This window comes from Stenotrophomonas testudinis (genome assembly GCF_024499815.1).
GTDB lineage: Bacteria > Pseudomonadota > Gammaproteobacteria > Xanthomonadales > Xanthomonadaceae > Stenotrophomonas.
In genome coordinates this window covers 43,243-68,970 of the sequence record NZ_JAMOKY010000001.1, presented here as the reverse complement: position 1 = coordinate 68,970, position 25,728 = coordinate 43,243, and the positions used below count along the sequence as shown (strand labels likewise).

Genomic DNA, 25,728 nt, shown 5'->3' with positions numbered 1-25,728 from the left:
CCGCCTCCCGATTCCGACAGAACCATGACGCAGCCTACCCGTCGCCAGTTGGCCAACGCCATCCGCTTCCTTGCCGCTGATGCGGTTGAAACCGCAAATTCCGGCCATCCCGGCATGCCCATGGGCATGGCCGATATCGCCGAAGTGCTCTGGAACGACTATCTCCGGCACAACCCGAACAACCCGCAGTGGTTCAACCGTGACCGCTTCGTGCTGTCCAACGGCCACGGCTCGATGCTGCAGTACGCGCTGCTGCACCTGAGCGGCTACGACCTGCCGATCGAGCAGCTCAAGCAGTTCCGCCAGCTGGGCAGCCACACCGCCGGCCACCCGGAGTACCACGAGACCCCGGGCGTGGAAACCACCACCGGCCCGCTGGGCCAGGGTTTCGCCAACGCCGTGGGCTTTGCCCTGGCCGAGAAGCTGCTGGCACAGCGCTTCAACCGCCCGGAGCTGGAAATCGTCGATCACCGTACCTGGGTGTTCATGGGCGATGGCTGCCTGATGGAAGGCGTGTCGCATGAAGCCGCTTCGCTGGCCGGCACCTGGGGCCTGCACAAGCTGGTCTGCTTCTGGGACAACAACCACATCTCCATCGACGGCAACGTCGAGGGCTGGTTCACCGACAACACCCCCGAGCGTTTCGAAGCCTACGGCTGGAACGTGGTGCGCGATGTCGACGGCCATGACCCGGAAAGCATCAAGGCCGGCATCGAGGCCGCGCTGTCGCAGAGCGACAAGCCGACCCTGATCTGCTGCCGCACCACGATCGGCTTCGGTTCGCCGAACAAGGCCGGCAAGGAATCGAGCCACGGCGCCGCGCTGGGCAAGGACGAGCTGGCTGCTACCCGCAAGGCGCTGGACTGGAACTACGGTCCGTTCGAGATTCCGGAGGAGATCTACGCCGGCTGGCGTGCCGGCGGTACCGGTACCCTGCGCCAGGCCGAGTGGGAACAGCAGTTCGACAAGTACGCCGCGCAGTTCCCGGCCGAAGCCGCCGAGCTGACCCGTCGTTCGCATGGCGAGCTGCCGGCCGACTTCGTCGCCCAGGCCGATGCCTACATCGCCAAGGTCGCTGCTGAAGGCGCCACCATCGCCTCGCGCAAGGCCTCGCAGCTGGCCATCGAAGCCTTCGCGCCGCTGCTGCCGGAAATCGTCGGCGGTTCGGCTGACCTGGCGCATTCGAACCTGACCCTGTGGAAGGGCAGCAAGTCGGTGGCCAGCGATGACGCCAACGCCAACTACGTGTACTACGGCGTGCGCGAGTTCGGCATGACCGCCATTGCCAACGGCCTGGCCCTGCACGGTGGTTTCATTCCGTTCGACGCCACCTTCCTGGTGTTCAGCGATTACGCCCGCAACGGCGTGCGCATGAGCGCGCTGATCCCGGCCCACGCCATCCACGTCTACACCCACGACTCGATCGGCCTGGGCGAAGACGGCCCGACCCACCAGCCGGTGGAGCACCTGGCTTCGCTGCGCTACATCCCGAACAACGACGTGTGGCGCCCGTGCGATGCCGTCGAGTCGGCGGTGAGCTGGAAGGCCGCGATCACCCGCCAGGACGGCCCGAGCTGCCTGGTGTTCAGCCGCCAGAACCTGCCGCACCAGCCGCGCAGCGCCGAGCAGATCGCGCAGATCGAGCGCGGTGGCTATGTGCTGGCCGATGCGGCCGGCACCCCGGACGTGATCCTGATCGCCACCGGTTCGGAAGTTTCGCTGGCCACCGAAGCCAAGGCCCAGCTGGACGCCGCCGGCCTGAAGACCCGCGTGGTTTCCATGCCGTCCACCGACGTGTTCCTGCGCCAGGATGCGGCCTACCGTGAATCGGTGCTGCCCAATGCCGTGCGCAAGCGCGTGGCGATCGAAGCCGGCGTCACCGGTTTCTGGCGCCAGTTCGTCGGCCTGGACGGCGCGGTGATCGGTATCGACACCTTCGGTGCCTCGGCCCCGGCGGACAAGCTGTTCAAGCACTTCGGCATCACCACCGACCACGTGGTGGCAGCCGCCAGGGCGCTGTAAGCAGCCCCGCGAAGCAGGAAAGGGAGAGGCCGGCGCAAGCCGGCCTTTCTCGTTTCCGCGTGGGAATACTGCCTTTCCCGGAATGATTCATCGGCGAACCGATGATGACGTGTTGGCCTCTTCCGCCTGTACTGCGCTTTCTGCGAAAACCACGACTTTCATGGCATTCGCCGGGCAAGCCCAGTTCGGGTGATGGAGGGACCGTGCACAGGCCGCATATCCAAATTGCAGGATGTAAGGTGATGCCTTACAGTTGGCAGGCGTGATCGTCAGCTTCCGGCACAAGGGGCTGAGAGCACTCTACGACCGGGGTGACGCGTCAGGCGTCCGCGCGGACCACGTCGGCCGCTTGCGACGTCTGCTCCATCAGCTGGATCAAGCCAGTCTCCCCGGCGATATGGGATTACCAGGCAACCGTCTGCACCCATTGCAAGGGAACTACAAAGGCTATTGGTCCGTGAGTGTTTCGGCTAGCTGGCGCCTGGTCTTCCGCTTCCGGGGGCTCGATGTTGAACTGGTCGATTACCTTGATTACCACTAGGAGAACCTGCGATGCCGATGCATGACCCGCCTCATCCGGGGCAGTCGCTGCGCGAGGACATCCTGCCTGCGATCAGCATGTCCATCAGCGCGCTTGCGCAGCACCTGGGGTACTCCCGCGGGCAGCTGTCGACGATCATCAACGGGCATGCGGGGATTTCTGCAGAGCTGGCGTACCGGCTGGAGCTGGCTGGCCTGGGAAACGCACGGATGTGGCTGGCGATGCAGGCAGCCTATGATCTGTGGCAGGCGGAGCATCGGGACCATCCTCCGATCAAGCGCCTGTACCTGGCCGATGCTCTGACCAGCCAGCAGTAGATCCACGCCATGCGTGGATAACCGCTACATCGCGTCGCGCACGCCCATCAGCGCAAACCCCAGCAGGTTCAATCCACGCCATTGCGCGGGTTGTGCGCGTCGGCGTGGTCCTTGGCCAAGCCGATGCCCCAGATGAAGTCCATCGGGCTGGCTTCGACCAGCACCCAGCCTTCGGTCGAGCGCAGAAACGCACCCAGTTCCGGGTTCTGCGCGAACTTGGCCCTGTTGCCTTCCACGACCAGGTCGTAGCGCGTCTGCATCCAGCGCGCTTCGTCGAAGCCTTCGATCTTGCGGCCGAGCGCCTTGGCCTTGTCCGGCGTGGCGCTGACGATGATTTTCTCGAGCAGGTCGGTGGCACCGCACAGGCGTGCCTTGCCGGCCATCATGTAGTGCTCGGCGGTGCGGTAGTGCACGCCATCGATGTCGAAGCCGGCGTCATACCACTGGCTGAAGCAGGAGGCGGACACGCCAGTGTGCGGCGGCTGGTGGCCCCAGAAGCAGAGGTAACGCAGGTCTTCGCCTGCAGCCTGGCGCTGCCGCAGGTCATACAGGAAACGGGAATCGTCTTGCATCCCTTAAGGATACCGCGTCAGCGCCGCCGTCCTGGTAGCTGCCAACCTTGGTTGGCACCGCGATCCCCATTCGCCGGGCATGGCCCGGCGCTACCATGGCTTACGCGGTGCGGGCGAGGGCCAGGCGCAGCAGGCGTGCGTTGATGCGCTCGCCGAGATCCTTCGGTGCCTGCAGGCCCATGCGCTGCAGGTACACCGCGTCGCCATCGCCGGCGGGCTGGCGCACCGCGGCCCACAGCGTGCGCAGCGTGCCGCCGCGCGTCTGCGTGTTCGATTTCAGCCAGCCGAGTGCCTTCACCAGCACCTGCTCGATCTCGTTGAAGTCGCTGCCCAGCGGATAATCGGGCAGGGTGCCATCGGCGCGGAACGGTGCCAGCGCCGCCGCCAGCGCCTGCGGTGTGTTGCGCTGTTCGCGCTGCGGGTCGGGATGTCGCCCCGTACGCAGCTTGCGCGATGCATAGGCCTGCTGCAGCAGGCCGGCCTGGAACGGTGCTTCGGTGATCGCGGTCATCGCCTGCACGCAGTCGTCGTCGGTCAACGCGCGCAGGTCGGCAATGCCGTACTCGTTGAGGTAGATGTCACGCAGGTGGCGCGGAATGGTGGTGTGCCCGTAGTTCCAGCGCACGTTCGACGCGCGCTGGCCCTTGTCGTCACGTGCGGCGCGGAACATCAGCACGCTGCGCGCTTCCGGCAGCGCATGCGCCATCGCCACGAAGTTGTATTGCCCGCCCACGCCAGACACCACGCGGCCGTCGTCCAGCGCATCGGACACCGCCGCACCCAGCGCGGTGGCCATCATGCAGGAATTGAAGAAGCGCGCATGGCGGCGCTGCAGGCGCTCCAGCGTCTCGTTGCCGCCATACAGCTGGTTGATCTCGCTGATGCGGCGCATGCCGATGGCGCTGCGCTCGTCGTCGGGAAGGGTGCGCAGCCATTCGTAGAACTCGGGCGAACCCAGGTAGAACGCGCCGTGCAGGTACTCGCCTTCGGCCTCCAGCGTGGCATGGTCGATGGACAGCGTGCTGCCGTTCTCGATGCGCTGCATCAGCGCCAGATCGTCGTGCACCTTGCGCCGGATCACACCGGTCTGTACCAGCCGGCGGAAGCCTTCGTTGAGCATTTCGCTGCAGCCGTACAGGCCGACTTCGAACGGATCGAGGCCGCCGATCTCCTCCACCAGCGGATGGCTGGCCAGCTGCGGATCCAGCGCATTCAAGACGCGGCGATAGCGCGCGTTGTCGGTATGGCGCAGCACCAGCGCATGGCTGAGGGCATCGGCCAGCGTACCGATTCCGATCTGCAGCGTGCCGCCGTCGCGCACCAGGGTGCTGGCGTACAGGCCGATGGCGTAGTCCGCATCGGCCACCGGCTGCCTCGGCAGCCCGAACAGCGCCGGGTACGGCGGCGGCGGGGTGATGACCAGATCGAAGAAGGACACATCCACCGTGGCCGTGCCGCCCAGGTAGGGCAGCTGCGGATCGATCTCGGCCACCAGCAGCGGGCGCGGCAGGCCTCGCGCGGCCATCGCATCCAGGGTGTCCTGGGTGATGTCGTTGTTGCACGACAACGAGAGCCGGCGGTCGTCCGGGCGCATCGCTACTTTCTGCACGATCACCTGCGGCGCGCGCTGCGCGACGGCGTCGGCGGCGTGGGTGTAATTCAGGCTGGTATAGCTGGATTGCGCCTGCCGCGAACCGAGCAGCGCGCCGGACTGCATGTAGAACTCCTCCACCTCCACATGCGGCGGCAGCGCATCGCGGGCGATGGCATCGGCGTAGGCCAGGCGCGGGAAATCCTCGCCGAAATGGCGCTGCACGAACGGCGCCATGAACCGCGCTTCCAGGCCATGACCACGCGCCTGCGGCGGGTTCAGCGACAGCGCCGTGTACAGCTGCAACGGCCGCGATGGATCCCCTTCCACCCGCGAATACAGCGCATTGAGCAGCCGGTGCGGCTTGCCCAGTGCCAGCGGAGCGCCCACCCGCAGCGGCCCTTCCACGCGCGCGAACAGCCAGTCAACGGCGGCGTCCAGGTCGGTCAGGTGTTCGGTCATGCGTGGCGGTCCTGCGGCGGGGGGAGTGCTGGCATTACAGCATGTCGGGCTTGAACCGCCGTCGACGCGAGATTTCCTGCCCTGAAACCATGAACCGGCCATCGCCGGGATAGTGGAAGCTGCGCGGCAGTTTCGGCCGCGGCGCGACGTGGGCGCGCACGATTTCCCAGATGAAAAGGTTGTTGGCCTCGACCTGGCTGTCGTCGTGCAGGCGGCATTCGAAGCTGGAATGGCACTGGCCGACCAGCGGCGCGAGCACGTCGCGGGCCGGCACCGCATCCAGGCCGAACCGCGCGAACTTGTCCACCTCGCGGCCGCTGCAGTTGCCGATGTCCACCACGGTGTCCAGCAGCTCCACGCCCGGTACGTTGATCACGCACTGCCGGCTGTCGCGGGCCAAGGCGAAGCTGTGGTTCTCGTTCCAGATGTAGGTGGCCAGCAGCGAGGGCGAGAAGCCCATCACCATCTGCCAGCCCAGCGTCATCAGGTTGCGCTGGCCGTGGGCCGCCGTGCTGACCAGCACGATGGGGCCGGGTTCCAGGAATCGCCGGGCCTGTTCCACCGGGAAGTCCAGTTTGCGCAGCGGCTTCATGCAGGTTCCGTGGGCGGAAGGGCCGATGCAGGGGCAGGTGCGATGAACCTCCGGTCGAGGGCTTGACACTGGATTCGATTACGCGCGTAATCGGTCTATCGATTACGGACGTAAACCATGATCCCGATCAGCGAAGCAGAAGCCGTCGTGATGGAGGTGCTCTGGCAACAGGCACCGCGCAGCGCCGAAGAGGTGGTAGCCGCGCTGGCCCACCGCGAATGGGCCGAGCCAACCATCAAGACCCTGCTCAACCGCCTGCTGACCAAGGGCGCGATCGCCGCCGAGCGCGATGGCCGCCGCTACCTCTACCAGCCGCTGCTGCAGCGCCAGGCCTGGGTGGAAACACAGAGCCAGGATTTCATCGGTCGCGTGTTCGATGGCCGGGTGGCGCCGCTGGTGGCGCATTTCAGCGAGCGCGGCCAGCTGAGTGCGCAGGACATTGCCGAACTGAAGAAGCTGATCCAGGAGATGGACGATGAATGAGCTGCTCGATGGACTGTGGCAGGCCAGCCTGTGGCTGGCGCTGGGCGTGGTGCTGCTGGTGGCCGTGCGGCCACTGCTGGTGAAGCTGGGCGGCGCAGAGCTGGCCTACCGCAGCTGGTGGCTGCTGCCGCTGCTGCTGGTGGCCCTGCTGCTGCCCCTGCCGGCGTTGCGGGCATTGCCGGTGCTGCAGCATGTGCCGACGCTGCCGCTGAAGGTGGTGCCCGGTGCGGTCGAGGGCGCCGCCGCGCAGCTGCCAATGTGGCCGTGGCTGCTGGCCGTGGCCTGGGGGCTGGGTGCCGGCCTGCACCTGGCGCGCGAACTGCGCGCTCAACGGCGCTTCGAGCGCGGGCTGGGCACGCTGAAGGCACGGGGCGATGGCAGCTGGCAGGCCAGCGCCGACCCCGGCCTGCCCGCGCTGGTCGGCCTGTGGCAGCCGCGCATCGTGGTCGGCCCGCACTTCGACCAGCAGTTCGATGCCGAAGAACAGGCGCTGATCCTGCGCCACGAACGCAGCCACCGCCGCAATGGCGACCACTGGGCCAATGGCGCCCTGCTGCTGGCACGGTCGGTGTTCTGGTTCCACCCGTTGTTGCCCTGGGCTGCGCGCCGCTTCCTGCGCGACCAGGAACTGGCCTGCGATGCGCGCACCGTTGCCGCGCAGCCGACGCAGCGCCGTCTTTATGCCAGCACGCTGTTGAAGGCGCAGCTGGTCCACCCGGTTGCACCGATGGCATGTCATTGGCGCAGCCAACCCGTGTTGAAGGAGCGTATCGCCATGTTGAAGCAGTCGCAGCGGAAGGCATTGCCGAAGGTGTCCGGCCAGGTGTTGCTGATGGGGTTGTGCATGGGTGTTGCTGCGTTGGCCTGGGCCAGCCAGGGCGCGGTGAAGGGCACGCCGTCGGTCAGCGCCGAACCGTTCCAGCACGCCGCGGCGGATGCCGCCAAGGCCGGCCTGGACAGCCCGATCCAGGCCCAGAAGATGTCACCGCCGAGCTATCCGGCCGAGGCTTTCGAGAAGGGCCTGACCGGTGTGGTGAACCTGATCGTGTCCGTCGATGCCAAGGGCATCGTCACCGACGTGAAGGTGGAAAGTGCGACCAACCCCGGAGTATTCGAAGCTGCCTCGATCGCAGCGGCGCGTAAGTGGACCTACACGCCGGCGATGAAGAACGGCAAGGCGGTGGCCGGCAAGCTGCGTATCCCGATCACCTACGCCATGGACAACACCGAGGCTGCCGGCGGCCAGGCGCAGTGAAGGCAGCGATGAAGGGCGCACCGCTGTGTTTTGCAGCGGTGCTGCTGGCCGGCTGTGCCAGCCATGAGCGGCTGACCACGGTCGACACCCGCAGCGAGAACGTCGGCCACCAGCGCCTGCAGCCCGATGCCGGCGGTGGCGCCGGGCAGATCCAGCCGTATACGCTGGCCGCCAGCGAGGGCTACCGGATGCCGCAGCTGTACGCGGCACCGGACCCGGTGGTGGGCGAGAGCGATCCACGCACCTCGCTGCCACCCACCACGGTCTGCCTGCAGGTGGTGGTGGACGCACGGGGGCTGGTTGAACGCAGCCAGCCGCTGACCGACCGCAGTGAATGCAGCGCAGGGGCGGCGGCAGAGAACGGGCCGCTGCTGCAGGCCGCACAGGACGCGGTCGCGCAGTGGAAGTACTCGTCAGCGGCGATCTGCCGTTTCGCGCCGGGGAAAGCGCCCAAGGACCGCAGCGACTGCCAGGGCGCCGACAGCATCGAACCGGTGGCGGTCACCCTGCAGTACGCCTTCACTTTCGAGATCGTGAAGGGCCAGCACGTGGTACGCACGCAGGGCAGGTAAGGGGTAGCGCCGGGCCACGCCCGGCGGTTTTCCACGGCTGTCGTCAGGCGCCGCCAACGATGTTGGCCTTCACCGCCGGGTGCATCAGCTTCGGCTCGGCGAGGGTCGCATCACGCGCCTCGCGCACGCTGACGAACGCCGCTTCATCCACGCCGTCGTGCACATGGATGTTGTGCGCGCGCTGTTCGCCGATGGTGGTTTCGTTGGCGAACGCGCGTCCGCCCGGGCCGTAGTCGTGGCAGACGAACACGCGGGTGGCATCGGGCAGGGCGAGCAGGCGCCGGATCGAGCGGTACAGCTGCGCGGCATCACCGCCGGGGAAATCGCAGCGGGCGGTGCCGCCATCAGGCATGAACAGCGAATCGCCGGTGAAGACCGCATCGTCGATCAGGTAGGCGATGCTGTCGCTGGTATGGCCGGGTACGGCGATGATGCGGCCCTGCAGCTGGCCCAGCGCGAAGGCCTCGCCATCGGCGAACAGATGGTCGAAGTACGCATCCTGCGCCGCCAGCTGCAGGCCGTAGCGCGGCGCGAAGGTTGCCTGCACCGAGCGGATGCCTTCGCCGATGGCCAGGGTCGCCTGCGGGAAGCGTTGCTTCAGCCGTCGCCCGGCCGACACATGGTCTGCATGGGCGTGGGTTTCCAGCAGCCAGCGCACCTGCAGGCCCTGCTCTTCGATGGCGTCCAGCAGCGGGCGCACCGGCGCGTCGCTGCTGGCATCGGTGTCCGGGTCGTAATCCAGGACCGGATCGATCAGCGCGGCCTCCCTGCTGGCCGGGTCGACGACCAGGTAGCTGAAGGTGTTGCTGTCGCGGTGGAAGAAGGATTGGACCTGGACCGCCATCGGAACCTCCTCAGCGCGTGCCGAGCACGCGGTTCAGCAGCTGCGCGAGATTTTCGCCGGCCAGCCGCAGCTGTGCTTCGGCCACCGGGCGATAGCGCTCGGTGTATTCATCGCCGATCTTGTGCGTGGCCGGGTACACGCCCGGCTGCACCGAGATGCGGCAGCTGGCTTCGGCCCAGCGCTGCGGGTCGCGCTGCGGGTTGGACTGGCGCGCCAGCTTAGGTGTCGGCAACGCACGCAGCACCGGCAGGTAGCCGGCGTCATCCAGTTTGCGGGTGTTGAGCATGCCGCTGTCCCACAGCGAATGCAGGTTGGTACCGCGGTTGCCGAACTGCAGCTGGAAATCGTTGCCGCCCTTGTCGTGGCCGTAGCCTGCGTGCATCGGCTGGTGCACGTCTCCGACCATGTGCACGACGAACTTCAGTGCCTGCAGGCGCTCGCCGTCGGTCAGGCTGTGGTCGCCGAGGATGGCGCTCTGCGCCTTCAGTGCCTCGACGATGCAGTTGCCGTTCCTGCAGTGCTTGGCCGGCTCGTACTGGCAGCCGTCCTCGGCGATGTTGACGTAGTGCCAGCCGGCGGAGCGACGGCCTAGGCCGGGGTCCTTGGCACGCAGCTGGTCGGCCCACGGCGCGATGCTGGCCAGGGTGGCGCCGGGCTCGGCGGCCAGCAGGCGGTCGACTTCGGCACGTGCGGCTGGGTTGAGACGGGTGTCGGCCACTTCGGCCACCAGGCGATGGCCTTGCGCGCCCCAGGCATGGGCGGGGGCGGACAGAGTCAGCAGGGCCGGCGCGAGGGCGGCAGCGAGTATCAGGGAGTGCAGGGCTTTCATGCGCCCATTCTAGCGGGGGGCGCAGGGACTGGATTGACGGGATGGGGCCAGTCGCCATCCGGTGTTGACAGTGGAAGGGGTAGGGTGGGGCCCGATTGAGGGGAGGGATGGATGATCATTGAAAACAGCCGCGCCGAAGCGGCTGCCAACGCCGACCAGGACTTTGCCCACAGCTTCAACGCCCAAGTCCTGTGGCGCATGCGCTGCGCCTGCATCCTGGCGGCGTTGCTGGCGCTGGTCTTTGCCGTGCTGGACCGTGGCTGGCTTCCGCCCGACGTGAACGCGGCCGTGTTCCGTTGGCGCGCCGGGCTGCTGCTTCCGGCGCTGCTGATCGGGGTAATGCTGACCTTCGTGCCGGTCTTCCGCCGTCGTCTGCAGACGCTGGGGGCCTGCGTCGTGCTGGTGGCAGGCCTGGCGCTGGTCATGATGGTCTGGACCGCACATCGCGCGGGGGTGAACTACCCCTATGAAGGGATCAGCCTGTTCCTGCTGTTGAACTATTTCCTGTGCGGCCTGCGCTTCGCGGTCGCGGCGGTGGCTGGCTCCGTGGTCAGCGCGGCCTTCGCCCTGGCCGAGTTCAGCCTGGGCTGGCAAGGCGCGCTGCAGGGGGTGATGTTCGTGCTTGCCAGCAACACGGCGGGCATCGTGGGCAGCTACATTTCCGAACGGCAGGCGCGGGCCACCTGGCGGGCCGAGCGTCAGTTGGATGCCATGGCCAACCATGACGCGCTGACCGGGCTGCTCAATCGCCGGGCCTTTGCCCGCCGCGCCCGAGAGATCTTCCAGGGCTCTCTGAAAACGCCCCACGCACCCGGCGCCCTGCGGATCGCGATGATCGATATCGACTATTTCAAGCGTTACAACGATCACCACGGTCATCCGGCGGGCGACACGGTCCTGCATGCGGTGGCGCTCACCCTGGCTGCGCAGCTGCAGGGCACCGGCTCATTGGTGGCCCGTTATGGCGGCGAGGAATTCGTGGCGCTGGGTTACTGGACGCCGGGTGCACCGGAAACGGCGCCGTTCGAGCAGATGCGGCAGCAGGTGCAGGCGCTGGAGATCCCGCACGTGGCTTCGGATGCGGCGCCCATGGTGAGTGTAAGCATCGGCGTAGCACGCTGGCATGAGGACGGCGGCGACACGCTGGAGCAGGCGTTGCAGCGTGCCGACAAGGCCTTGTACCGGGCGAAGGCAGCCGGCCGCAACCGGGTGGAAATGGCCGCAGACCCGTAGATCCACGCCATGCGTGGACGCTTTCAATGACCGCAGCGAGGCAGAAAAAAGCCCCGGCACACACACCGGGGCAACATGCTGCGAGGGTTCCGGGTGTCTTAGAACTTGAAAACGTAGGACACGCCATAAGCGAGCGGATCGATGTTCACCGTGCCGATCTTCTCGCCATTGAGCTTCACCTTGCTGTCGATGTCGATCCAGCGCAGGTCCACGCGCAGCGCACCCTTCTCGCCGATGGCAAAGTCCACGCCGGCATGCGCGGCCAGGCCCCAGGAGTCTTCAAGCTTCAGCTTGCTGCCGGCCAGCGCGCCAGTGGTGTCTTCGCTGAAGAAGGTCGTGTAGTTCAGGCCCGCGCCGAGGAACGGCGAAACCTTGCCCGCGCTGTTGAAGTGGTACTGCAGGCTGACCACCGGCGGCAGGTGCTTGGTGCTGCCCACGCGGCCCAGACCGTTGATGTTGATGTCGTGCTTGAACGGCAGGGCCGCCAGCACTTCAATGCCCAGGTTGTCGGCAAGGAAATATTCGCCGGTGATGGTCGGCTTGATGTCACTGTCGACGTCCACCTTCAGGGTGCCACCGGCCAGCGAGCCGTTGTTCGACTTCGGCGCGACCTGGTGGACGCCGGCCGAGACGGTCCAGTCGCCCTTGGACTGGGCCATGGCCGGGGCGGCGGCCAGCGAGACGGCGGCGGCCAGGCTGGCCAGGATCAGGGGGGAGGTCTTGCGCATGGGGGTGTTCTCGTTGCGGGATGGATGTGGCCAGTCTCGGCCTCACGCCACGCTAACGCTTTGATCCGGATCAAATCCCCGCGCCGGGGCCTGCCAGCCGGGCATCTGGCCCGCGGTGGTCAGCCCCGGTTTGCTAGACTTGTGGGCCCTATCCATCCCGCCGCACCTGTCGCGGCCGCAGGAGCTTCTGAACATGGCAATCAAGGTTGGTATCAACGGTTTCGGTCGCATCGGACGCAACGTCCTGCGCTCGGCGGTGCTGAACTTCGGCGATGACATCGAAATCGTGGCCATCAACGATCTGCTGGAGCCGGACTACCTGGCGTACATGCTGAAGTACGACTCCGTGCATGGCCGCTTCAAGGCCGACGTGGCCGTGCAGGGCAACGACCTGCTGGTCAACGGCAAGAAGATCCGCCTGACCCAGGAACGCGACCCGGCCAACCTGAAGTGGGACGAAGTCGGCGCCGACGTCGTGCTGGAAGCCACCGGCCTGTTCCTGACCAAGGAAACCGCGCAGAAGCACATCGACGCGGGCGCCAAGAAGGTCATCCTGTCGGCCCCGTCGAAGGACGACACGCCGATGTTCGTGTTCGGCGTGAACGACAAGACCTACGCTGGCCAGGCGATCATCTCCAACGCCTCGTGCACCACCAACTGCCTGGCCCCGCTGGCCAAGGTCATCAACGACAAGTGGGGCATCAAGCGCGGCCTGATGACCACCGTGCACGCGGCCACCGCCACCCAGAAGACCGTCGATGGCCCGTCCAACAAGGATTGGCGGGGCGGCCGTGGCATCCTCGAGAACATCATTCCGTCGTCCACCGGCGCAGCCAAGGCTGTCGGCGTGGTCATCCCGGAACTGAACAAGAAGCTGACCGGCATGAGCTTCCGCGTCCCGACCTCGGACGTGTCAGTGGTCGACCTGACCGTCGAACTGGAAAAGGAAGCCACCTACGCCGAGATCTGCGCCGAAGTGAAGGCACAGAGCGAAGGCGCGCTGAAGGGCATCCTGGGCTACACCGAAGACAAGGTCGTGGCCACCGATTTCGTCGGTGAAACCCATACCTCCGTGTTCGATGCCGACGCCGGTATCGCCCTGGACGGCACCTTCGTCAAGCTCGTGTCGTGGTACGACAACGAGTGGGGCTACTCGAACAAGTGCCTGGAAATGGCCAAGGTCGTCGCGGCCAAGTAAGGCCTGCGAAGATCCGCGCACGAACCCCGGCCTGGCCGGGGTTCGTCGTATATGGGCCCGGCTGACGTAGCATGGGCCACGGACCGCTGCCGCTGGGGCGCGGCTGCGTTGGGGTAGACGAAGAATGGAAGCACTGATCGTCCTGTTGGTTCTGGCCCTGCTGGCGATACCGCTGCTGCTGGTGGTGGCGCTGATGATGATTGCCGGCCTGCGCCGGCGCGTGGCCGCGCTGGAAAGCGCGCTGGCAGAGGGCATTACGGCCGTCGCCGCACCGCTGCGTGAAGCCGAGGCTCCCGTGCCACCGGCTCGGCCGGCCGCCGCCGCTGCCGAGACCAGCGAACCGCCGGTCCTGCGCCCGGCCGCTGCAGCCCCACTACCAGAGTTGTCGCCCGAACCTGCCGTTGCGCGGCCTGTACCCGCCGCACCGCCGCCGGTACCGGCATGGCCGCCATTGCCAGCGGAACCGGCGATGCCCAACGTGATCGAACGCGCCGTGGGCGCGGTCAAGCGCTGGTTCACCGAAGGCAACGTGCCGGTGAAGATCGGCATGCTGGTGCTGCTGGCCGGCGTCGCCGCGCTGCTGAAGTACGTCAGCGACCAGGGCTGGCTGGTACTGCCGATCGAGCTGCGCCTGGCCGCTATCACCGTCGGCGCGCTGGGCCTGCTTGGCTTCGGCTGGCGCCAGCGCGAACGCCGCCGGTTGTTCGCGCTGGCCCTGCAGGGCGGCGCCATCGGCGTGCTGCTGCTGACCATCTTCGCCGCGTTCAAGCGCTTTGAACTCATCAACCCCGGTTTCGCCTTCGCCAGCTCGATCCTGCTGGTGGCGAGCCTGTGCGTGCTGGCCGTGGTGCAGAACTCGCGCACGCTGGCGGTGCTCGGCATCCTCGCCGGCTTCATGGCGCCGCTGTGGCTGTCCACCGGCAGCGGCAACCACGTGGGTCTGTTCAGTTACTACGCGGTGCTCAATGCCGGCATCTTCGCCATCGCCTGGTTCCGTCCGTGGCGCGCGCTCAACCTGCTGGGTTTCGCCTTTACCTTCGGCATCGGCACGTTCTGGGGCGTACTGCAGTACCGCGCCGACAAATTCGCCAGCACCGAGCCGTTCCTGCTGCTGTTCTTTGCCTTCTACCTGCTGCTCCCGCTGCTGTACGCACGCCGCCAGCCGGCCGAGCGTCGCGACCTGGTCGACGGCAGCCTGGTATTCGGCACGCCGCTGATCGCGTTCTCGCTGCAGGCCGGCATGCTGCACGAGCAGCCGATGACGCTGGCGCTGTGCGCGCTGGGCCTGGCCGCGATCTATGCGGTGCTGGCACGGGCATTGATCCATCGCACCTCGTACAGCGTGCTGGCGCAGTCGCACGCGGTGCTGGCGGTGGGCTTTGCCACCCTGGCGGTACCGCTGGCGCTGTCGGCACGCGCCACCGGTGCGGTGTTCGCGCTGGAAGGCGCCGGCCTGGCCTGGCTGGGGCTGCGGCAGCAGCGCTGGCTGCCGCAGGTCGCTGCCGCGTTGCTGCAGCTCGGCGCCGCGTTCGCGTTCGTGGTGGGTGCCGATTACTGGCACGGCGACACACGATTCCTGCTCAACCCCACCGCCATCGGCGCGCTGCTGCTGGCCGTGGCCGGTTTCGCCAGTGCGTGGAGCTACCAGCGCCGCACGCGGCATGACGTGGCCGTGGTCTATTACCTGTGGGGCCTGCTGTGGTGGCTGGGCGGGTTCGTCCACGAGATCGGCCGCTTCATCGAGCACGCGGCGCAGGCCGACGCGCTGCTGGTGCTGGCGGCGGTCACCGCCTGGCTGGCAGCCGAGGTGCAGCGTCGCCAGCCGGCACGCGCGCTGGGCATGACCGCGCTGGTGATGCTGGCCGCCGGCTTCCCGCTGGCCCTGCTGCAGAGCGATGCGCACCAGCAGCCGTTTGCCGGTTACGGCGCGCTGGGCTGGGCGGTGTTCGCCGTGCTGGGCGTGCGCACCCTGCTGTGCCTGCGCCAGGGCGGCGACGGCGTGGCCCGTATCGCCCAGTTCCTGTGGTGGCTGCTGTGGCCGTCGCTGCTGTCCCTGCTTGCGCTGTGGGGCGGTGATACCGCACACCTGGCCCAGGGCTGGAGCGCGCTGCTGGTGACCCTGCCGTGGCTGCTGCTGGCGGCGTTGTCGCTGTGGCGCTGGACGTGGTTGCGCTGGCCGCTGGGTAACGCCTTCGATGCTGCGCGCGTTGCGCTGCAGAGCGTGGTGTTCGGCGTGTTGGCCTGCGCCTGGTGGATCGGCATCAGCCTGGCCGGCGATGCCGCACCGCTGCCGTGGCTGCCGGTGCTGAACCCGGCCGAGCTGGCGCAGTGGTTGAGCCTGCTGCTGGCCGCGCGCTGGCTGTTCGGCAGCCAGGCCCCGGCGCTGTTGCAGCGCCTGCGCGTGCCGCTGCTTGCCCTGGCCGGTTTCATCGCCCTGACCAGCACCGTGCTGCATGGCGTGCACCACTGGGGTGGTGTGCCCTGGGCGCCGTCGATGGCTCGCGAGAGCCTGGCCCAGACCAGCCTGACCGTGCTGTGGAGCGTGCTCGGCGTGATCGCCTGGGTCTGGGGCTCGCGCCGGGGCCAGCGTGTGCTGTGGATGGTGGGCGCCGTGCTGATGGCCGTGGTCCTGGCCAAGCTGGTGCTGATCGACCGCCAGCACCTGGGCAACCTGCTGGGTATCGCATCGTTCATCGCCTACGGCCTGCTGTGCACGGTCGTGGGCTATCTGGCGCCGGCGCCCCCGGGCACCGCGCCGACCGTGGAGAACACGCAATGAAGAAGTGGAGCACGGCACTGCTGCCGATGTTACTGGCGCTGGCCGGCGTCGCATCGGCGCAGGCCACCGATTACCGCGCGCACTACGCCGAACAGTGGCCGTTGAGCCTGTCCAGTGCGCAGTCCGGCGCCTACCGCGTGGTGCTGGAGCCGGCCATCTACCGCCGCGCCGGCAGCGCCGATCTCAGCGATCTGCAGGTATTCAACGCGGCGGGCCAGGCGTTGCCCTCCGCGCTGCTGGCCCCGGACCAGCCGCTGGCGCAGCCACCGGTGCAGCGCGAGCTGCCGTGGTTCGCGCTGCCGCCGTTGGCCGTATCGCAGCGCAATGACCTGCAGCTGCTGACCGAGCGCGACACCGATGGCCGCGTGCGGCGGGTCGAAGCGCGCGTGGGCGGCGGTGCCGTGGCGAACGGGCAGGGCGGTTGGCTGATCGATGCCAGCGTGCTGGGCCAGCAGCCGCTGGCGGCACTGGTGCTGGACTGGGCCGACAGCGGGCAACCGCTGCAGGCGCAGGTGCAGCTGGATGCCAGCGACGACCTGCAGCACTGGCGTGCGGTCGCGCGCGATGTGCCGCTGGTGGACCTGCAGCGCGCCGGCAAGCGCCTGCTGCAGCGTCGCCTGCAGGTGGATGGCAACGCACGCTACCTGCGCGTGCTGCCGCAGGGCGAAGCGCGCTTGCCGGCCCTGCGCAGCGTACTGGCCGAACTGCCGCCGGCGCCGGCGACACTGCCGTGGGAGTGGCTGTCGCTGGAACCCACTGCTGCCGGCAAGGGTGAATTCACCTTCGAGCTCGATGGACGCTTCCCGGTCAGCAAGGCCGACGTGGCCAGCACCGACAACAGCCTGGTGCAGTGGACGCTGTACAGCCGCGACGATGCCGAGGCGGAATGGCAGCGCCGCAGCGCAGCGTGGATCGCCTACCAAGTGCTGCAGGGCGCCGCAGGCCAGCGCCAGCAGTCGGCCGCGCAGTCACTGGGCGGCCCTTGGCGTGACCGCTACTGGAAGCTGGTGGCCAGCCCGGTGGAAACGGCCACGGCACCGACCCTGCGCCTGGGCTACCAGCCGGAAGTGATGGTGTTCCTCAGCCAGGGCGCAGCGCCATATGCGCTGGCCGTGGGCAGCGCCACCGCACGCCGCGCCGAAGCACCGATCGCGGTGCTGATCGAGGAACTGCGCCAGCGCAACGACCCGTCGTGGCAGCCGACGCTGGCGCGGCTGGAAGGCGCCCCGGAGACGCTGGCTGGCGACGCGGCATTGAAGCCGCAGCGTGACTGGAAGGCGTGGTTGTTGTGGGCGCTGCTGGGGTTGGGCGTGCTGGTAGTGGGTGGCCTGGCGGTCAGCCTGCTGCGGCAGAAGCCCGCGCCTTCGGCGTAGGTTTCGGCGAACGGCGCAGCCCCTCGTGGGTGGCGGTTGGTCGCGTAGAGCAGAAGCCGCGCTTGGCCGGGCGGGTGGGTTGGGCAGGGGTGTCCACCCACGTAAAAGAAAAAAGAAAAGCAAAAGCTGCTTGGCTGCGCGCTCTTTGTAGAGCCGAGCCCACGCTCGGCTGCTTTCCGCGAAACCTCCAGCCGAGCATGGGCTCGGCTCTACATTCCTTCTCCATCCGACATCAGAAACCGCTCTTGCCTTCGCCTTTGCCATCCGCTTGCCTCATGAACCTGTCGAGGCCGGGGTGGTGTGGGATGGCAGGGGTGTGAGCCGCATGGATGCGGCGACCAAGCCCCCATGGACGGGTTTACGGCGTCCCCTGCCATCCCACAGCACCCCGGCCCACCCACAGCACCACGAAGCGCCAGCGCTTTGGCTGTTGCTGTCGCTGTCCGCCTCTGCCTGCCGCAGGCATCGCCACCCGATACAATGCCCGTCTGCCGTAACCGGCATCCTGTCCCCGAGCCAAAGAGTTGCCCATGTCCATCGTCCGCATGACCGACCTCGACCTCTCCGGCAAGCGCGTGCTGATCCGCCAGGATCTGAACGTGCCGATCGAGAATGGCCGCATCACCTCCGAACAGCGCATCACCGCTTCGCTGCCGACGCTCAAGCGCGCGCTGGAGCAGGGTGCCGCCGTCATGGTCACCTCGCACCTGGGCCGCCCGAAGGAAGGCGTGTGGAGCGAAGCCGACTCGCTGGCGCCGGTCGCCGCGCGCCTGTCCGAGCTGCTGGGCCGCGAGGTTCCGCTGGTGCGTGACTGGGTCGACGGCGTCGACGTGCAGCCGGGCCAGCTGGTGCTGCTGGAAAACTGCCGCATGAACGTTGGCGAGGGCAAGGATGACGAAGCCCTGTCCAAGCAGTACGCCGCGCTCTGCGACGTGTTCGTGATGGATGCCTTCGGTACCGCGCACCGCGCCCAGGCCTCCACCCACGGCGCCATCCGCTTCGCCCCGGTCGCCGCCGGTGGCCCGCTGCTGATGGCCGAGCTGGATGCGCTGGCCAAGGCGCTGGACGCCCCGGCCAAGCCGCTGCTGGCCATCGTCGCCGGCAGCAAGGTCAGCACCAAGCTGGAACTGCTGGCCAACCTGGTCGGCAAGGTCGACCAGTTGATCGTCGGTGGCGGCATTGCCAACACCTTCATCGCCGCCGCCGGCTACAACGTGGGCAAGTCGCTGTACGAACCGGACCTGCTGGATACCGCGAAGAAGATCGTGGCCGATGCGCAGGCACGTGGCGCGGCCATTCCGCTGCCGGTGGACGTGGTCACCGCCAAGCAGTTCCTGCCCGATGCCGCCGCCGAAGTGAAGGCCGTCGACGCCGTGGCCGAGGATGACCTGATCCTGGACATCGGCCCGCAGACCGCCGCGCAGTACGCGCAGCTGATCGAGAAGGCCGGCACCGTGGTCTGGAACGGCCCGGTCGGCGTGTTCGAGTTCGAAGCCTTCAGCAAGGGCACCGAAGCGCTGGCCCGTGCCATCGCCAGCTCCAGGGCATTCTCCATCGCCGGTGGCGGCGACACCCTGGCGGCTGTCGACAAGTTCGATATCGCCGGTGATGTCAGCTACATCTCCACCGGTGGCGGCGCGTTCCTGGAATTCCTGGAAGGCAAGACCCTGCCGGCCGTGGCTGCGCTGGCCGCACGCGGCGCATGAGCGCCGGGATGCGCGCAGGCGGAGAAGAGCGTGCAACGCTCTTCTTCGACATGGATGGCACCCTGATCGATTCGGAAGTAGGCATCACCACCTGCATCGCCTATGCGCTGCAGAAGATGGGCCACCCGGTGCCGCCGCAGGAAACCCTGCTGGGCTGGATCGGGCCGTCGCTGCGCACCACCTTCGGCCCGCTGTTTGGCGACGACGTGCGGGTGGAGGAGGCCGTGGCCTTCTACCGCGAGCGTTTTGACGTGGAAGGCTGGCGCGAGCACACGATCTACCCGGACATCGAAGCGACCGTGCGCGCGCTGCATGGCCGCGGCCACCGCCTGGCGGTGGTCACCGCCAAGAACGAGCCGCACGCGCGGCGCATCGTCGAGCACCTGCCGTTCGGCAACCTGTTCGATGAGGTCATCGGTTCGACGCCGGATGGCTCGCGCAGCAGCAAGCCGCAGCTGGTCGGCGAGGCGCTGCAGCGCCTGCAGCTGCAGCCGGCGCAGTGCTGGATGATCGGCGACCGCCGCATGGACATCGAAGGCGCGCGCCACCACGGCCTGCGCAACGTGGGCGTGCTGTGGGGTTTCGGCGGCGAAGCCGAGCTGACCGAGGCCGGTGCCGGCCACCTGGCCCGCGAACCGGCGCAGTTGCTGGTCCTGGTGGCCTGACCGATGCCGGGGTCGGATCCCTTTCCCCGGAAAGGGCTCTGACCCCGTTGCTGCCCTGCCCGGCGGGCGCCGCACACCCGCCAGTCAGCCTCTGTCCGGAACATGTCCGTTCGATGTCCCGCAGAGTCAGGCGCCCCAAGGCTGTAACCGTATACATGGGGCGTGAAGGATGTGCTAATTTCCCTCCTTTACCGGGAGAGGCCCAGTCACCATGTTCGAGCGTCAGCGTCGCACCAAGATCCTAGCCACCCTCGGTCCGGCGACCGACCCGCCGGGCGTGCTGGAGGATCTGTTCCGCGCAGGCGTGAACGTGGTTCGCCTCAACTTCAGCCACGGTGACCCGTCCGGCCAGGCCAAGCGCGCCGCCGATGTCCGTGCCGCCGCAGCCCGCGTGGGCGTGGAAGTGGGCATCCTGGCCGACCTGCCGGGCCCGAAGATCCGCATCGAGCGCTTTGCCGAAGGCAAGGTGTACCTGAAGGCCGGTGACCGTTTCGACCTGATCGCCAGCGACAACGCCGGCCCGGGCGATGCCAGCCAGGTGGGCGTGAGCTACCTCGGCCTGCCGCAGGACGTGGGCCCGGGCGATGTCCTGCTGCTTGACGACGGCCTGATGCAGCTGCAGGTGGTCGAGGTGCAGGGCGACCGCATCATCAACACCGTGCTCAACGATGGCGCGCTGTCCGACCGCAAGGGCCTGAACAAGCAGGGCGGCGGCCTGTCGCTGGGCGCGCTGACCGAGCGCGACAAGGAACTGATCGGCATCGTCGCCAAGATCGGCGTCGACTTCATCGCCGTGTCCTTCTGCCGCAACGCGCAGGACATGAACGATGCCCGCGAGATCGCCGAATCGCATGGCTGCTACGCAGCGCTGGTGTCCAAGATCGAGCGCACCGAAGCCATCGAGAACCTGGAAGAGATCGTCGAAGCCAGTGACGTGGTGATGGTGGCCCGTGGCGACCTCGGCGTGGAAATCGGCGATGCCGAACTGCCGGGCCTGCAGAAGAAGATCATCAAAGCCTCGCTGGCGCAGAACAAGGTAGTGATCACCGCCACGCAGATGCTGCAGTCGATGGTGGAAAGCCCGATCCCGACCCGCGCCGAAGTGCTGGACGTGGCCAACTCGGTCATCGACGGTACCGATGCGGTGATGCTGTCGGCCGAAACCGCCGCCGGTGCCTATCCGGTGAAGGCGGTCGAAGCGATGGCCCGCATCTGCCTGGGTGCCGAGCGCCAGTTCCAGACCGAGACCGACTTCAACGCTTCGCCGCGCAACCTGGAACGTGCCGACCAGGCCATCGCCATGGCCACCATGTTCCTGTCGCAGCACGTCGGCGTGCGCGCCATCGTGGCGATGACCGAATCCGGTGGCACCGCCCGTTACCTGTCGCGTTTCCGCGCCAAGGCACCGGTGTTTGCGGTCACCCGCCATGACGGCGCGCGCCGCCAGATGGCGCTGATGCGCGACGTGTACCCGATCAACTTCGACAGCCGCGGCCTGACCCCGCGCGAAGCCGCACGCGGCAGCATCCGCCTGCTGGTGGAATCGGACCTGCTGCAGGCCGGTGACCGCGTCGTGTTCACCAGCGGCGAGCACATGGAAACCCATGGCGCCACCAATACGCTGCGCCTGCTGGAAGTGGGCCAGGACGGCCGCGCCAGTGGCCTGGGCGATCTGTAAGCCCTGACGGTATCGGGTCGGCGCTGCCGATCCGGGGTCGGATCCCCGCAGGGGCTCCGACCCCTACCGCAGGACATCCTTTGTCCTGCACAGACATGGAAGCGTTTCCATCCTGTCCTCCACGGCGAGGCAACGGGCAGCGGGGCTATACTTACGTTTTTCCCGCACCCGCCACAGGAAATACATGAGCATCGAACAGCTGGCTGAAACCGCCCAGGCCATGGTCGCCCCGGGCAAGGGCATCATCGCGATCGACGAATCCACCGCTACCATCGCCAAGCGTTTCGCCGGCGTCGGTATCGAGAACACCGAGGAGAACCGTCGTGCCTACCGCGAGCTGCTGCTGACCACGCCGAAGCTCAACGAGCACATTTCCGGCGCCATCCTGTATGACGAAACCATCCGCCAGTCGACCAAGGACGGCGTGCCGTTCGCCAAGTACATGGCCGACCACGGCATGATTCCGGGTATCAAGGTGGACAAGGGTGCACACCCGCTGGCCGGCTGCCCGGGCGAGCTGGTCACCGAAGGCCTCGACGGCCTGCGTGAGCGCCTGCAGGAGTACTACAAGCTGGGTGCGCGCTTCGCCAAGTGGCGTGCGGTCATCAACATCGGCGACAACACCCCGTCGGGCACCTGCATCGAGTCCAACGCCCACGCGCTGGCCCGTTACGCCGCCCTGTGCCAGGAATGCGGCCTGGTGCCGATGGTCGAGCCGGAAGTGATCATGGACGGCGACCACGACATCGAGACCTGCTACGAAGTCACCGAAGCCACCCTGCGTTCGCTGTTCGACGCGCTGTACCAGCAGAACGTGCTGCTGGAAGGCACCATCCTGAAGGCTTCGATGGTCATCTCCGGCAAGGGCTGCGATGAGCAGGCCGACGCCGAGGAAGTGGCCGAATCGACCGTGATGTGCCTGAAGAGCACCGTGCCGGCGATCCTGCCGGGCGTGGTGTTCCTGTCCGGTGGCCAGACCGACGAGCAGTCGACCGAGCACCTGAACGCGATGAACCAGATGGGCAACCTGCCGTGGCCGCTGAGCTTCTCCTACGGCCGCGCCATGCAGCAGGCCGCGCTGAAGCTGTGGGCCAAGGACATGAAGGGTAACTACGCCGCTGCCCAGAAGACCGTGTACGAGCGCGCCAAGGACAACGGCCTGGCCGCGCTGGGCAAGTGGAACGGCTGAGCCGCCCGCTTCCCCGCATGACGTGACACCGCAGACGCCGGCATCATGCCGGCGTCTGCTTTTGTGGGTATCGTTGCTGCTCCCTCGCGCAGGCCTGTGCGCGCGGGATAACCGCGTAGGCCAGGGAGAGGTTCAATGCGTACCACCGCGATCGCGCTGTCCATCGTCACGGTGCTGTCCGTGGCAGGCTGCAACCGCATCGGCCCGGCCGAGCCGGCGGGCAGGGTGCCCGTGCTGCAGTTCGACAGGCCGGTGTCCGGCGAGATCACCTCGCGCAGCGGCATGAACTTCAACAACGGCAGCCGCCATCAGCTCTACCAGATCACCGTGCAGGACAAGCAGCGCGTCGGCATCACGTTGACCGGCACCCTCCGCGGCGCGATGACCGTCTTCCATGACGGCAAGGTGGTGGCCCGCAGCCGCACCCACTACGAGGGCAGTGACGTTGCTGTCGCGTTCCGTGCCGACGGTGGCGGCAGTTACCAGGTGGCGGTGAACGCCAATGCGCCGGAGACCTACGGTCCGTTCCGGCTGCGCGCGGAAGTGCTGAAGCCCCATGACGGCACGCCGATCATCAACGCGGGCCATGTGTCCGACCTGCTGCTGGAGTCGTCGCAGGCGTACACGCTGCAGGTGGACACGGCCGGCCTCTACACCATCGACCTGCGTTCGGACGTGTTCGACACCCTGCTGACGCTGGAGGGCGAGGGCCAGGATGCCGAGAACGACGATGGCGGCGAAGGCACCGATTCGCGCATCAGCCTGCTGCTGCAGCCGGGCCGCTACACGCTCAACGTCAGCAGCCTGGATGACGAGGAGAACGGCGCGTTCACCCTGGATGTCAAGCGTAGCAACTCGCCGGCCACCTTGGTCGAGCAGGACGGCACGACACTCCCCGTCTCGGGCAGCGTGTTCACCACGCTTGATGATGAAGGCGGCCGGCGTTTCCTGCTGCGCCTGGACGCGCCGAAGCAGGTGCAGCTGGATGCGGTGTCCAGCCAGGTCGATACGGTGCTGCACCTGGTCGGCGGCGATATCGACATCGAGGACGATGATGGTGGCAACGGCACGGACGCGCGCCTGCAGGAGACGTTGCCGGCCGGCCACTACACGGTGGAGGTGTCCAGCGTGAGCGGCGATTCCGGCGTGGTGGAGCTGCGCGTCCAGTAGATCCACGCCATGCGTGGATGGCCTTTCATCCACCTGCGTCGCTGCGCCTCAATGCGCGGCGACGTATCCGGCATCACCCAGCGGCGGCAGCGGCAGGATGCGTTCGGCCTCTACCGCCTGGCCGGCCGCACTGAGCGCCTGCTGGTAGGCCTTCGCGGTGGCGGTATTGAACGCCACCAGCACGATGCGCATCGGCTGCGCATGGCTGCGCTGCCACGCCAGCGTCTCGGTCACCGCCACCTGTGCGGCCTGGTACAGCGGGTAGCCGTAGACGCCGCAGCTGATGGCCGGGAACGCGATCGACTGCACGCCCAGCGATTCGGCCAGCTGCAGCGATTTCCAGTAGCAATTCGCCAGCAGGGCGGGTTCGTCGCGTTGGCCGTCATGCCAGACCGGGCCGACCGTATGCAGCACGTGCCGCGCGGGCAATGCATAGGCGTCGGTGGCGCGGACTTCGCCGGTCGGGCAGCGCACACCCGGGCGCAGTTCCGGCAGACGCTCGCACTCGGCCAGCAATCCTGGGCCGGCTGCACGATGGATGGCACCGTCCACACCGCCACCGCCGAGCAGGGTTTCGTTGGCCGCGTTGACGATCGCATCCACCGCCAGGGTCGTGATGTCGCCCTGCCACACTTCGATCTTCATGCGTCCGTCTCCTGCCTGTTGTTGTTGCGCGCCGTGCCCGCGCTGGCTGCACCCACCGTAGTGGAGAGGGCATCCATGCTGCGTCATGACCGTCTCACGCGCTGCGATTACGGCCTTCATGCACGATGGGGGCAATAACCTTCACGCAGGCTGAAGCAAAAAGAGGTCAGCCGGAAAAGGAAACGCCGGGCATGGCCCGGCGCTACCTTGGGTGGATGACCCCGTGCCGCTTACGGCAGGCCGGCCAGCCAGTCGTCGTCGGAACCTTCGTTCACATCGGCGAACAGCGGCGTGGAGAAGTAGCGTTCACCAGTGTCCGGCAGCATCGCCAGGATCACCGCGCCCGGTTCGGCGCGGGCGGCCACGTCCAGCGCGCTGGCGAGCGTCGCGCCGGCGGAGATGCCGACGAAGATGCCTTCCTCCGCCGCCAGGCGGCGCGCGGTGGCGATGGCGCGATCGTCCTCGACGGTGAGCAGTTCATCGACCACGTCGCGGTTGAGCACGTCCGGCACGAAGTCCGGGGTCCAGCCTTGGATCTTGTGCGGCTTCCAGTCATCGCCCTTCAGCAGGGCGGCGCCCGCCGGTTCGGTTGCGACAATGCGGGTCTGCGGGCGGGCGACCTTCAATACCTCGCCGACGCCGGTGAGGGTCCCGCCGGTGCCCCAGCCGCTGACGAAGTAGTCCAGGCGCTTGCCGGCGAAGTCGCGCAGGATCTCCGCCGCCGTGGTGTTGCGGTGGTAGGCCGGGTTGGCCGGGTTGGCGAACTGGCTGGCCAGGAACCAGCCGTGCTCTTCGGCCAGCTCGCGCGCCCTGCGCACCATGCCGCTGCCACGCTCGGCGGCCGGGGTCAGGATCACCTTGGCGCCATAGGCGCGCATCAGCTTGCGGCGCTCCACCGAGAAGGTCTCGACCATGGTGGCCACGAACTTGTAGCCGCGCGCGGCGGCGACCATTGCCAGGGCCACGCCGGTGTTGCCCGAAGTGGCCTCTACGATCGTGTCGCCGGGCTTGAGCAGGCCGCGTTCCTCGGCGTCGAGGATGATGGCCAGCGCCAGGCGGTCCTTCACCGAGCCGCCCGGGTTGAACGACTCGACCTTGGCGTACACGGTGACGCCCTGCGGGGCCAGGCGCTGCAGTTTGACGATGGGGGTGTTGCCGATGGTGTCGAGGATGGAGTCGTACAGGGCCATGGAAGCGCTCCGGAAGCGGGCCGCGCCGGGGGCCGGCGGGCGGAAGGGGGGAGGCTGGCCGTTCAGGCCAGCGGCTGCCGGCTGACCGTAGCGC

23 protein-coding genes are annotated in these 25,728 nt (G+C 67.6%); 15 read left to right on the top strand and 8 right to left on the bottom strand.

What is annotated here, in order from left to right:
* Positions 1 to 24: 24 nt before the first annotated feature.
* The 3 genes from tkt (at position 25) to NQ204_RS00305 (ending at position 2,880) form a co-directional block, all read left to right on the top strand.
* The gene (tkt, locus tag NQ204_RS00315; RefSeq protein WP_256642760.1) at positions 25 to 2,022 is read left to right on the top strand and encodes a transketolase; all 1,998 of its coding nucleotides are present in this window, start codon (positions 25 to 27) and stop codon (positions 2,020 to 2,022) included.
* 262 nt (positions 2,023 to 2,284) lie between these two features.
* The gene (locus NQ204_RS00310) at positions 2,285 to 2,563 is read left to right on the top strand and encodes a type II toxin-antitoxin system RelE/ParE family toxin (RefSeq protein ID WP_256642759.1); all 279 of its coding nucleotides are present in this window, start codon (positions 2,285 to 2,287) and stop codon (positions 2,561 to 2,563) included.
* A gap of 11 nt (positions 2,564 to 2,574) precedes the next feature.
* On the top strand, positions 2,575 to 2,880 hold the full coding sequence (locus NQ204_RS00305; protein ID WP_116863722.1) for a HigA family addiction module antitoxin: 306 nt from the start codon (positions 2,575 to 2,577) through the stop codon (positions 2,878 to 2,880).
* A 68-nt stretch (positions 2,881 to 2,948) separates the two neighbouring features.
* Here NQ204_RS00305 and ybiA read toward each other — a convergent pair whose 3' ends face one another.
* The 3 genes from ybiA to NQ204_RS00290 all read right to left on the bottom strand — a co-directional run bounded on the left by ybiA (position 2,949) and on the right by NQ204_RS00290 (position 6,097).
* On the bottom strand, positions 2,949 to 3,452 hold the full coding sequence (gene ybiA, locus NQ204_RS00300; protein WP_256642758.1) for a riboflavin biosynthesis intermediates N-glycosidase: 504 nt from the start codon (positions 3,450 to 3,452) through the stop codon (positions 2,949 to 2,951).
* A gap of 100 nt (positions 3,453 to 3,552) precedes the next feature.
* Positions 3,553 to 5,505 (bottom strand): acetyl-CoA hydrolase/transferase C-terminal domain-containing protein, encoded by a 1,953-nt coding sequence (locus NQ204_RS00295; protein ID WP_256642757.1) that lies wholly within the window; start codon positions 5,503 to 5,505, stop codon positions 3,553 to 3,555.
* A gap of 34 nt (positions 5,506 to 5,539) precedes the next feature.
* A complete protein-coding gene (locus NQ204_RS00290) occupies positions 5,540 to 6,097 on the bottom strand; it encodes a flavin reductase family protein (RefSeq protein WP_256642756.1) in 558 nt (185 codons plus the stop codon).
* 117 nt (positions 6,098 to 6,214) lie between these two features.
* Between NQ204_RS00290 and NQ204_RS00285 the strand changes: the two genes are divergently transcribed.
* The 3 genes from NQ204_RS00285 to NQ204_RS00275 are packed head-to-tail and all read left to right on the top strand — an operon-like array spanning position 6,215 to position 8,407.
* Positions 6,215 to 6,580, top strand: coding sequence for a BlaI/MecI/CopY family transcriptional regulator (locus tag NQ204_RS00285; protein WP_116863718.1), 366 nt, complete (start codon positions 6,215 to 6,217; stop codon positions 6,578 to 6,580).
* Positions 6,573 to 7,835 carry a M56 family metallopeptidase gene (locus tag NQ204_RS00280; RefSeq protein WP_116863717.1) on the top strand — a complete coding sequence of 421 codons (1,263 nt, stop codon included), beginning with the start codon at positions 6,573 to 6,575 and terminating at the stop codon, positions 7,833 to 7,835. The genes NQ204_RS00285 and NQ204_RS00280 overlap by 8 nt, the downstream gene beginning before the upstream one ends.
* An 8-nt stretch (positions 7,836 to 7,843) precedes the next feature.
* Positions 7,844 to 8,407 (top strand): hypothetical protein, encoded by a 564-nt coding sequence (locus NQ204_RS00275; RefSeq protein ID WP_256642755.1) that lies wholly within the window; start codon positions 7,844 to 7,846, stop codon positions 8,405 to 8,407.
* A 43-nt stretch (positions 8,408 to 8,450) separates the two neighbouring features.
* Here NQ204_RS00275 and NQ204_RS00270 read toward each other — a convergent pair whose 3' ends face one another.
* Positions 8,451 to 9,251 (bottom strand): MBL fold metallo-hydrolase, encoded by an 801-nt coding sequence (locus NQ204_RS00270; RefSeq protein WP_256642754.1) that lies wholly within the window; start codon positions 9,249 to 9,251, stop codon positions 8,451 to 8,453.
* Between the two features lie 10 nt (positions 9,252 to 9,261).
* Positions 9,262 to 10,080 carry a S1/P1 nuclease gene (locus NQ204_RS00265; RefSeq protein WP_256642753.1) on the bottom strand — a complete coding sequence of 273 codons (819 nt, stop codon included), beginning with the start codon at positions 10,078 to 10,080 and terminating at the stop codon, positions 9,262 to 9,264.
* A 198-nt stretch (positions 10,081 to 10,278) separates the two neighbouring features.
* On the opposite strand from NQ204_RS00265, the gene NQ204_RS00260 reads away from it, so the two are divergent.
* Positions 10,279 to 11,313: a GGDEF domain-containing protein gene (locus NQ204_RS00260; RefSeq protein ID WP_256642752.1), complete on the top strand. Its 1,035-nt coding sequence runs from the start codon at positions 10,279 to 10,281 to the stop codon at positions 11,311 to 11,313.
* Positions 11,314 to 11,411: 98 nt separating this feature from the next.
* Here NQ204_RS00260 and NQ204_RS00255 read toward each other — a convergent pair whose 3' ends face one another.
* Complete coding sequence (locus NQ204_RS00255) at positions 11,412 to 12,041, bottom strand: OmpW/AlkL family protein (protein ID WP_256642751.1); 630 nt, start codon at positions 12,039 to 12,041, stop codon at positions 11,412 to 11,414.
* A 193-nt stretch (positions 12,042 to 12,234) separates the two neighbouring features.
* On the opposite strand from NQ204_RS00255, the gene gap reads away from it, so the two are divergent.
* The 8 genes from gap to NQ204_RS00215 all read left to right on the top strand — a co-directional run bounded on the left by gap (position 12,235) and on the right by NQ204_RS00215 (position 23,799).
* On the top strand, positions 12,235 to 13,239 hold the full coding sequence (gap, locus tag NQ204_RS00250; protein ID WP_079222994.1) for a type I glyceraldehyde-3-phosphate dehydrogenase: 1,005 nt from the start codon (positions 12,235 to 12,237) through the stop codon (positions 13,237 to 13,239).
* A gap of 124 nt (positions 13,240 to 13,363) precedes the next feature.
* Complete coding sequence (locus tag NQ204_RS00245; RefSeq protein WP_256642750.1) at positions 13,364 to 16,018, top strand: DUF2339 domain-containing protein; 2,655 nt, start codon at positions 13,364 to 13,366, stop codon at positions 16,016 to 16,018.
* Entirely contained in the window at positions 16,015 to 17,391 is a 1,377-nt protein-coding gene (locus NQ204_RS00240) for a DUF3999 domain-containing protein (RefSeq protein ID WP_256642749.1), read from the top strand. Before NQ204_RS00245 ends, NQ204_RS00240 begins: the two co-directional genes overlap by 4 nt.
* A 530-nt stretch (positions 17,392 to 17,921) precedes the next feature.
* Complete coding sequence (locus NQ204_RS00235; RefSeq protein WP_116863708.1) at positions 17,922 to 19,097, top strand: phosphoglycerate kinase; 1,176 nt, start codon at positions 17,922 to 17,924, stop codon at positions 19,095 to 19,097.
* A gap of 8 nt (positions 19,098 to 19,105) precedes the next feature.
* Positions 19,106 to 19,762, top strand: coding sequence for an HAD hydrolase-like protein (locus NQ204_RS00230; protein WP_256642748.1), 657 nt, complete (start codon positions 19,106 to 19,108; stop codon positions 19,760 to 19,762).
* Between the two features lie 211 nt (positions 19,763 to 19,973).
* On the top strand, positions 19,974 to 21,440 hold the full coding sequence (gene pyk / locus NQ204_RS00225; RefSeq protein ID WP_116863706.1) for a pyruvate kinase: 1,467 nt from the start codon (positions 19,974 to 19,976) through the stop codon (positions 21,438 to 21,440).
* A 184-nt stretch (positions 21,441 to 21,624) separates the two neighbouring features.
* Positions 21,625 to 22,629, top strand: coding sequence for a class I fructose-bisphosphate aldolase (locus tag NQ204_RS00220; RefSeq protein WP_116863705.1), 1,005 nt, complete (start codon positions 21,625 to 21,627; stop codon positions 22,627 to 22,629).
* A 135-nt stretch (positions 22,630 to 22,764) separates the two neighbouring features.
* Positions 22,765 to 23,799, top strand: coding sequence for an ABC transporter substrate-binding protein (locus NQ204_RS00215; protein ID WP_256642747.1), 1,035 nt, complete (start codon positions 22,765 to 22,767; stop codon positions 23,797 to 23,799).
* 48 nt (positions 23,800 to 23,847) lie between these two features.
* Here the strand turns inward: NQ204_RS00215 and NQ204_RS00210 are convergent, their stop codons facing one another.
* The gene (locus tag NQ204_RS00210) at positions 23,848 to 24,444 is read right to left on the bottom strand and encodes an O-acetyl-ADP-ribose deacetylase (protein ID WP_108769820.1); all 597 of its coding nucleotides are present in this window, start codon (positions 24,442 to 24,444) and stop codon (positions 23,848 to 23,850) included.
* A gap of 230 nt (positions 24,445 to 24,674) precedes the next feature.
* Positions 24,675 to 25,634 carry a cysteine synthase A gene (cysK, locus tag NQ204_RS00205; protein WP_108769819.1) on the bottom strand — a complete coding sequence of 320 codons (960 nt, stop codon included), beginning with the start codon at positions 25,632 to 25,634 and terminating at the stop codon, positions 24,675 to 24,677.
* Between the last annotated feature and the right edge of the window lie 94 nt (positions 25,635 to 25,728).

Coding starts and splice junctions, on each gene's coding strand:
- NQ204_RS00210 (WP_108769820.1), bottom strand. CDS start 24,444: ATGAAGATCGAAGTGTGGCAGGGCGACATCACGACCCTGGCGGTGGAT.
- NQ204_RS00285 (WP_116863718.1), top strand. CDS start 6,215: ATGATCCCGATCAGCGAAGCAGAAGCCGTCGTGATGGAGGTGCTCTGG.
- NQ204_RS00245 (WP_256642750.1), top strand. CDS start 13,364: ATGGAAGCACTGATCGTCCTGTTGGTTCTGGCCCTGCTGGCGATACCG.
- NQ204_RS00270 (WP_256642754.1), bottom strand. CDS start 9,251: ATGGCGGTCCAGGTCCAATCCTTCTTCCACCGCGACAGCAACACCTTC.
- ybiA (WP_256642758.1), bottom strand. CDS start 3,452: ATGCAAGACGATTCCCGTTTCCTGTATGACCTGCGGCAGCGCCAGGCT.
- NQ204_RS00275 (WP_256642755.1), top strand. CDS start 7,844: ATGAAGGGCGCACCGCTGTGTTTTGCAGCGGTGCTGCTGGCCGGCTGT.
- NQ204_RS00255 (WP_256642751.1), bottom strand. CDS start 12,041: ATGCGCAAGACCTCCCCCCTGATCCTGGCCAGCCTGGCCGCCGCCGTC.
- NQ204_RS00260 (WP_256642752.1), top strand. CDS start 10,279: ATGCGCTGCGCCTGCATCCTGGCGGCGTTGCTGGCGCTGGTCTTTGCC.
- NQ204_RS00280 (WP_116863717.1), top strand. CDS start 6,573: ATGAATGAGCTGCTCGATGGACTGTGGCAGGCCAGCCTGTGGCTGGCG.
- cysK (WP_108769819.1), bottom strand. CDS start 25,634: ATGGCCCTGTACGACTCCATCCTCGACACCATCGGCAACACCCCCATC.
- pyk (WP_116863706.1), top strand. CDS start 19,974: ATGTTCGAGCGTCAGCGTCGCACCAAGATCCTAGCCACCCTCGGTCCG.
- NQ204_RS00265 (WP_256642753.1), bottom strand. CDS start 10,080: ATGAAAGCCCTGCACTCCCTGATACTCGCTGCCGCCCTCGCGCCGGCC.
- NQ204_RS00230 (WP_256642748.1), top strand. CDS start 19,106: ATGCGCGCAGGCGGAGAAGAGCGTGCAACGCTCTTCTTCGACATGGAT.
- tkt (WP_256642760.1), top strand. CDS start 25: ATGACGCAGCCTACCCGTCGCCAGTTGGCCAACGCCATCCGCTTCCTT.
- NQ204_RS00215 (WP_256642747.1), top strand. CDS start 22,765: ATGCGTACCACCGCGATCGCGCTGTCCATCGTCACGGTGCTGTCCGTG.
- NQ204_RS00290 (WP_256642756.1), bottom strand. CDS start 6,097: ATGAAGCCGCTGCGCAAACTGGACTTCCCGGTGGAACAGGCCCGGCGA.
- NQ204_RS00305 (WP_116863722.1), top strand. CDS start 2,575: ATGCCGATGCATGACCCGCCTCATCCGGGGCAGTCGCTGCGCGAGGAC.
- NQ204_RS00235 (WP_116863708.1), top strand. CDS start 17,922: ATGTCCATCGTCCGCATGACCGACCTCGACCTCTCCGGCAAGCGCGTG.
- NQ204_RS00220 (WP_116863705.1), top strand. CDS start 21,625: ATGAGCATCGAACAGCTGGCTGAAACCGCCCAGGCCATGGTCGCCCCG.
- gap (WP_079222994.1), top strand. CDS start 12,235: ATGGCAATCAAGGTTGGTATCAACGGTTTCGGTCGCATCGGACGCAAC.
- NQ204_RS00240 (WP_256642749.1), top strand. CDS start 16,015: ATGAAGAAGTGGAGCACGGCACTGCTGCCGATGTTACTGGCGCTGGCC.
- NQ204_RS00295 (WP_256642757.1), bottom strand. CDS start 5,505: ATGACCGAACACCTGACCGACCTGGACGCCGCCGTTGACTGGCTGTTC.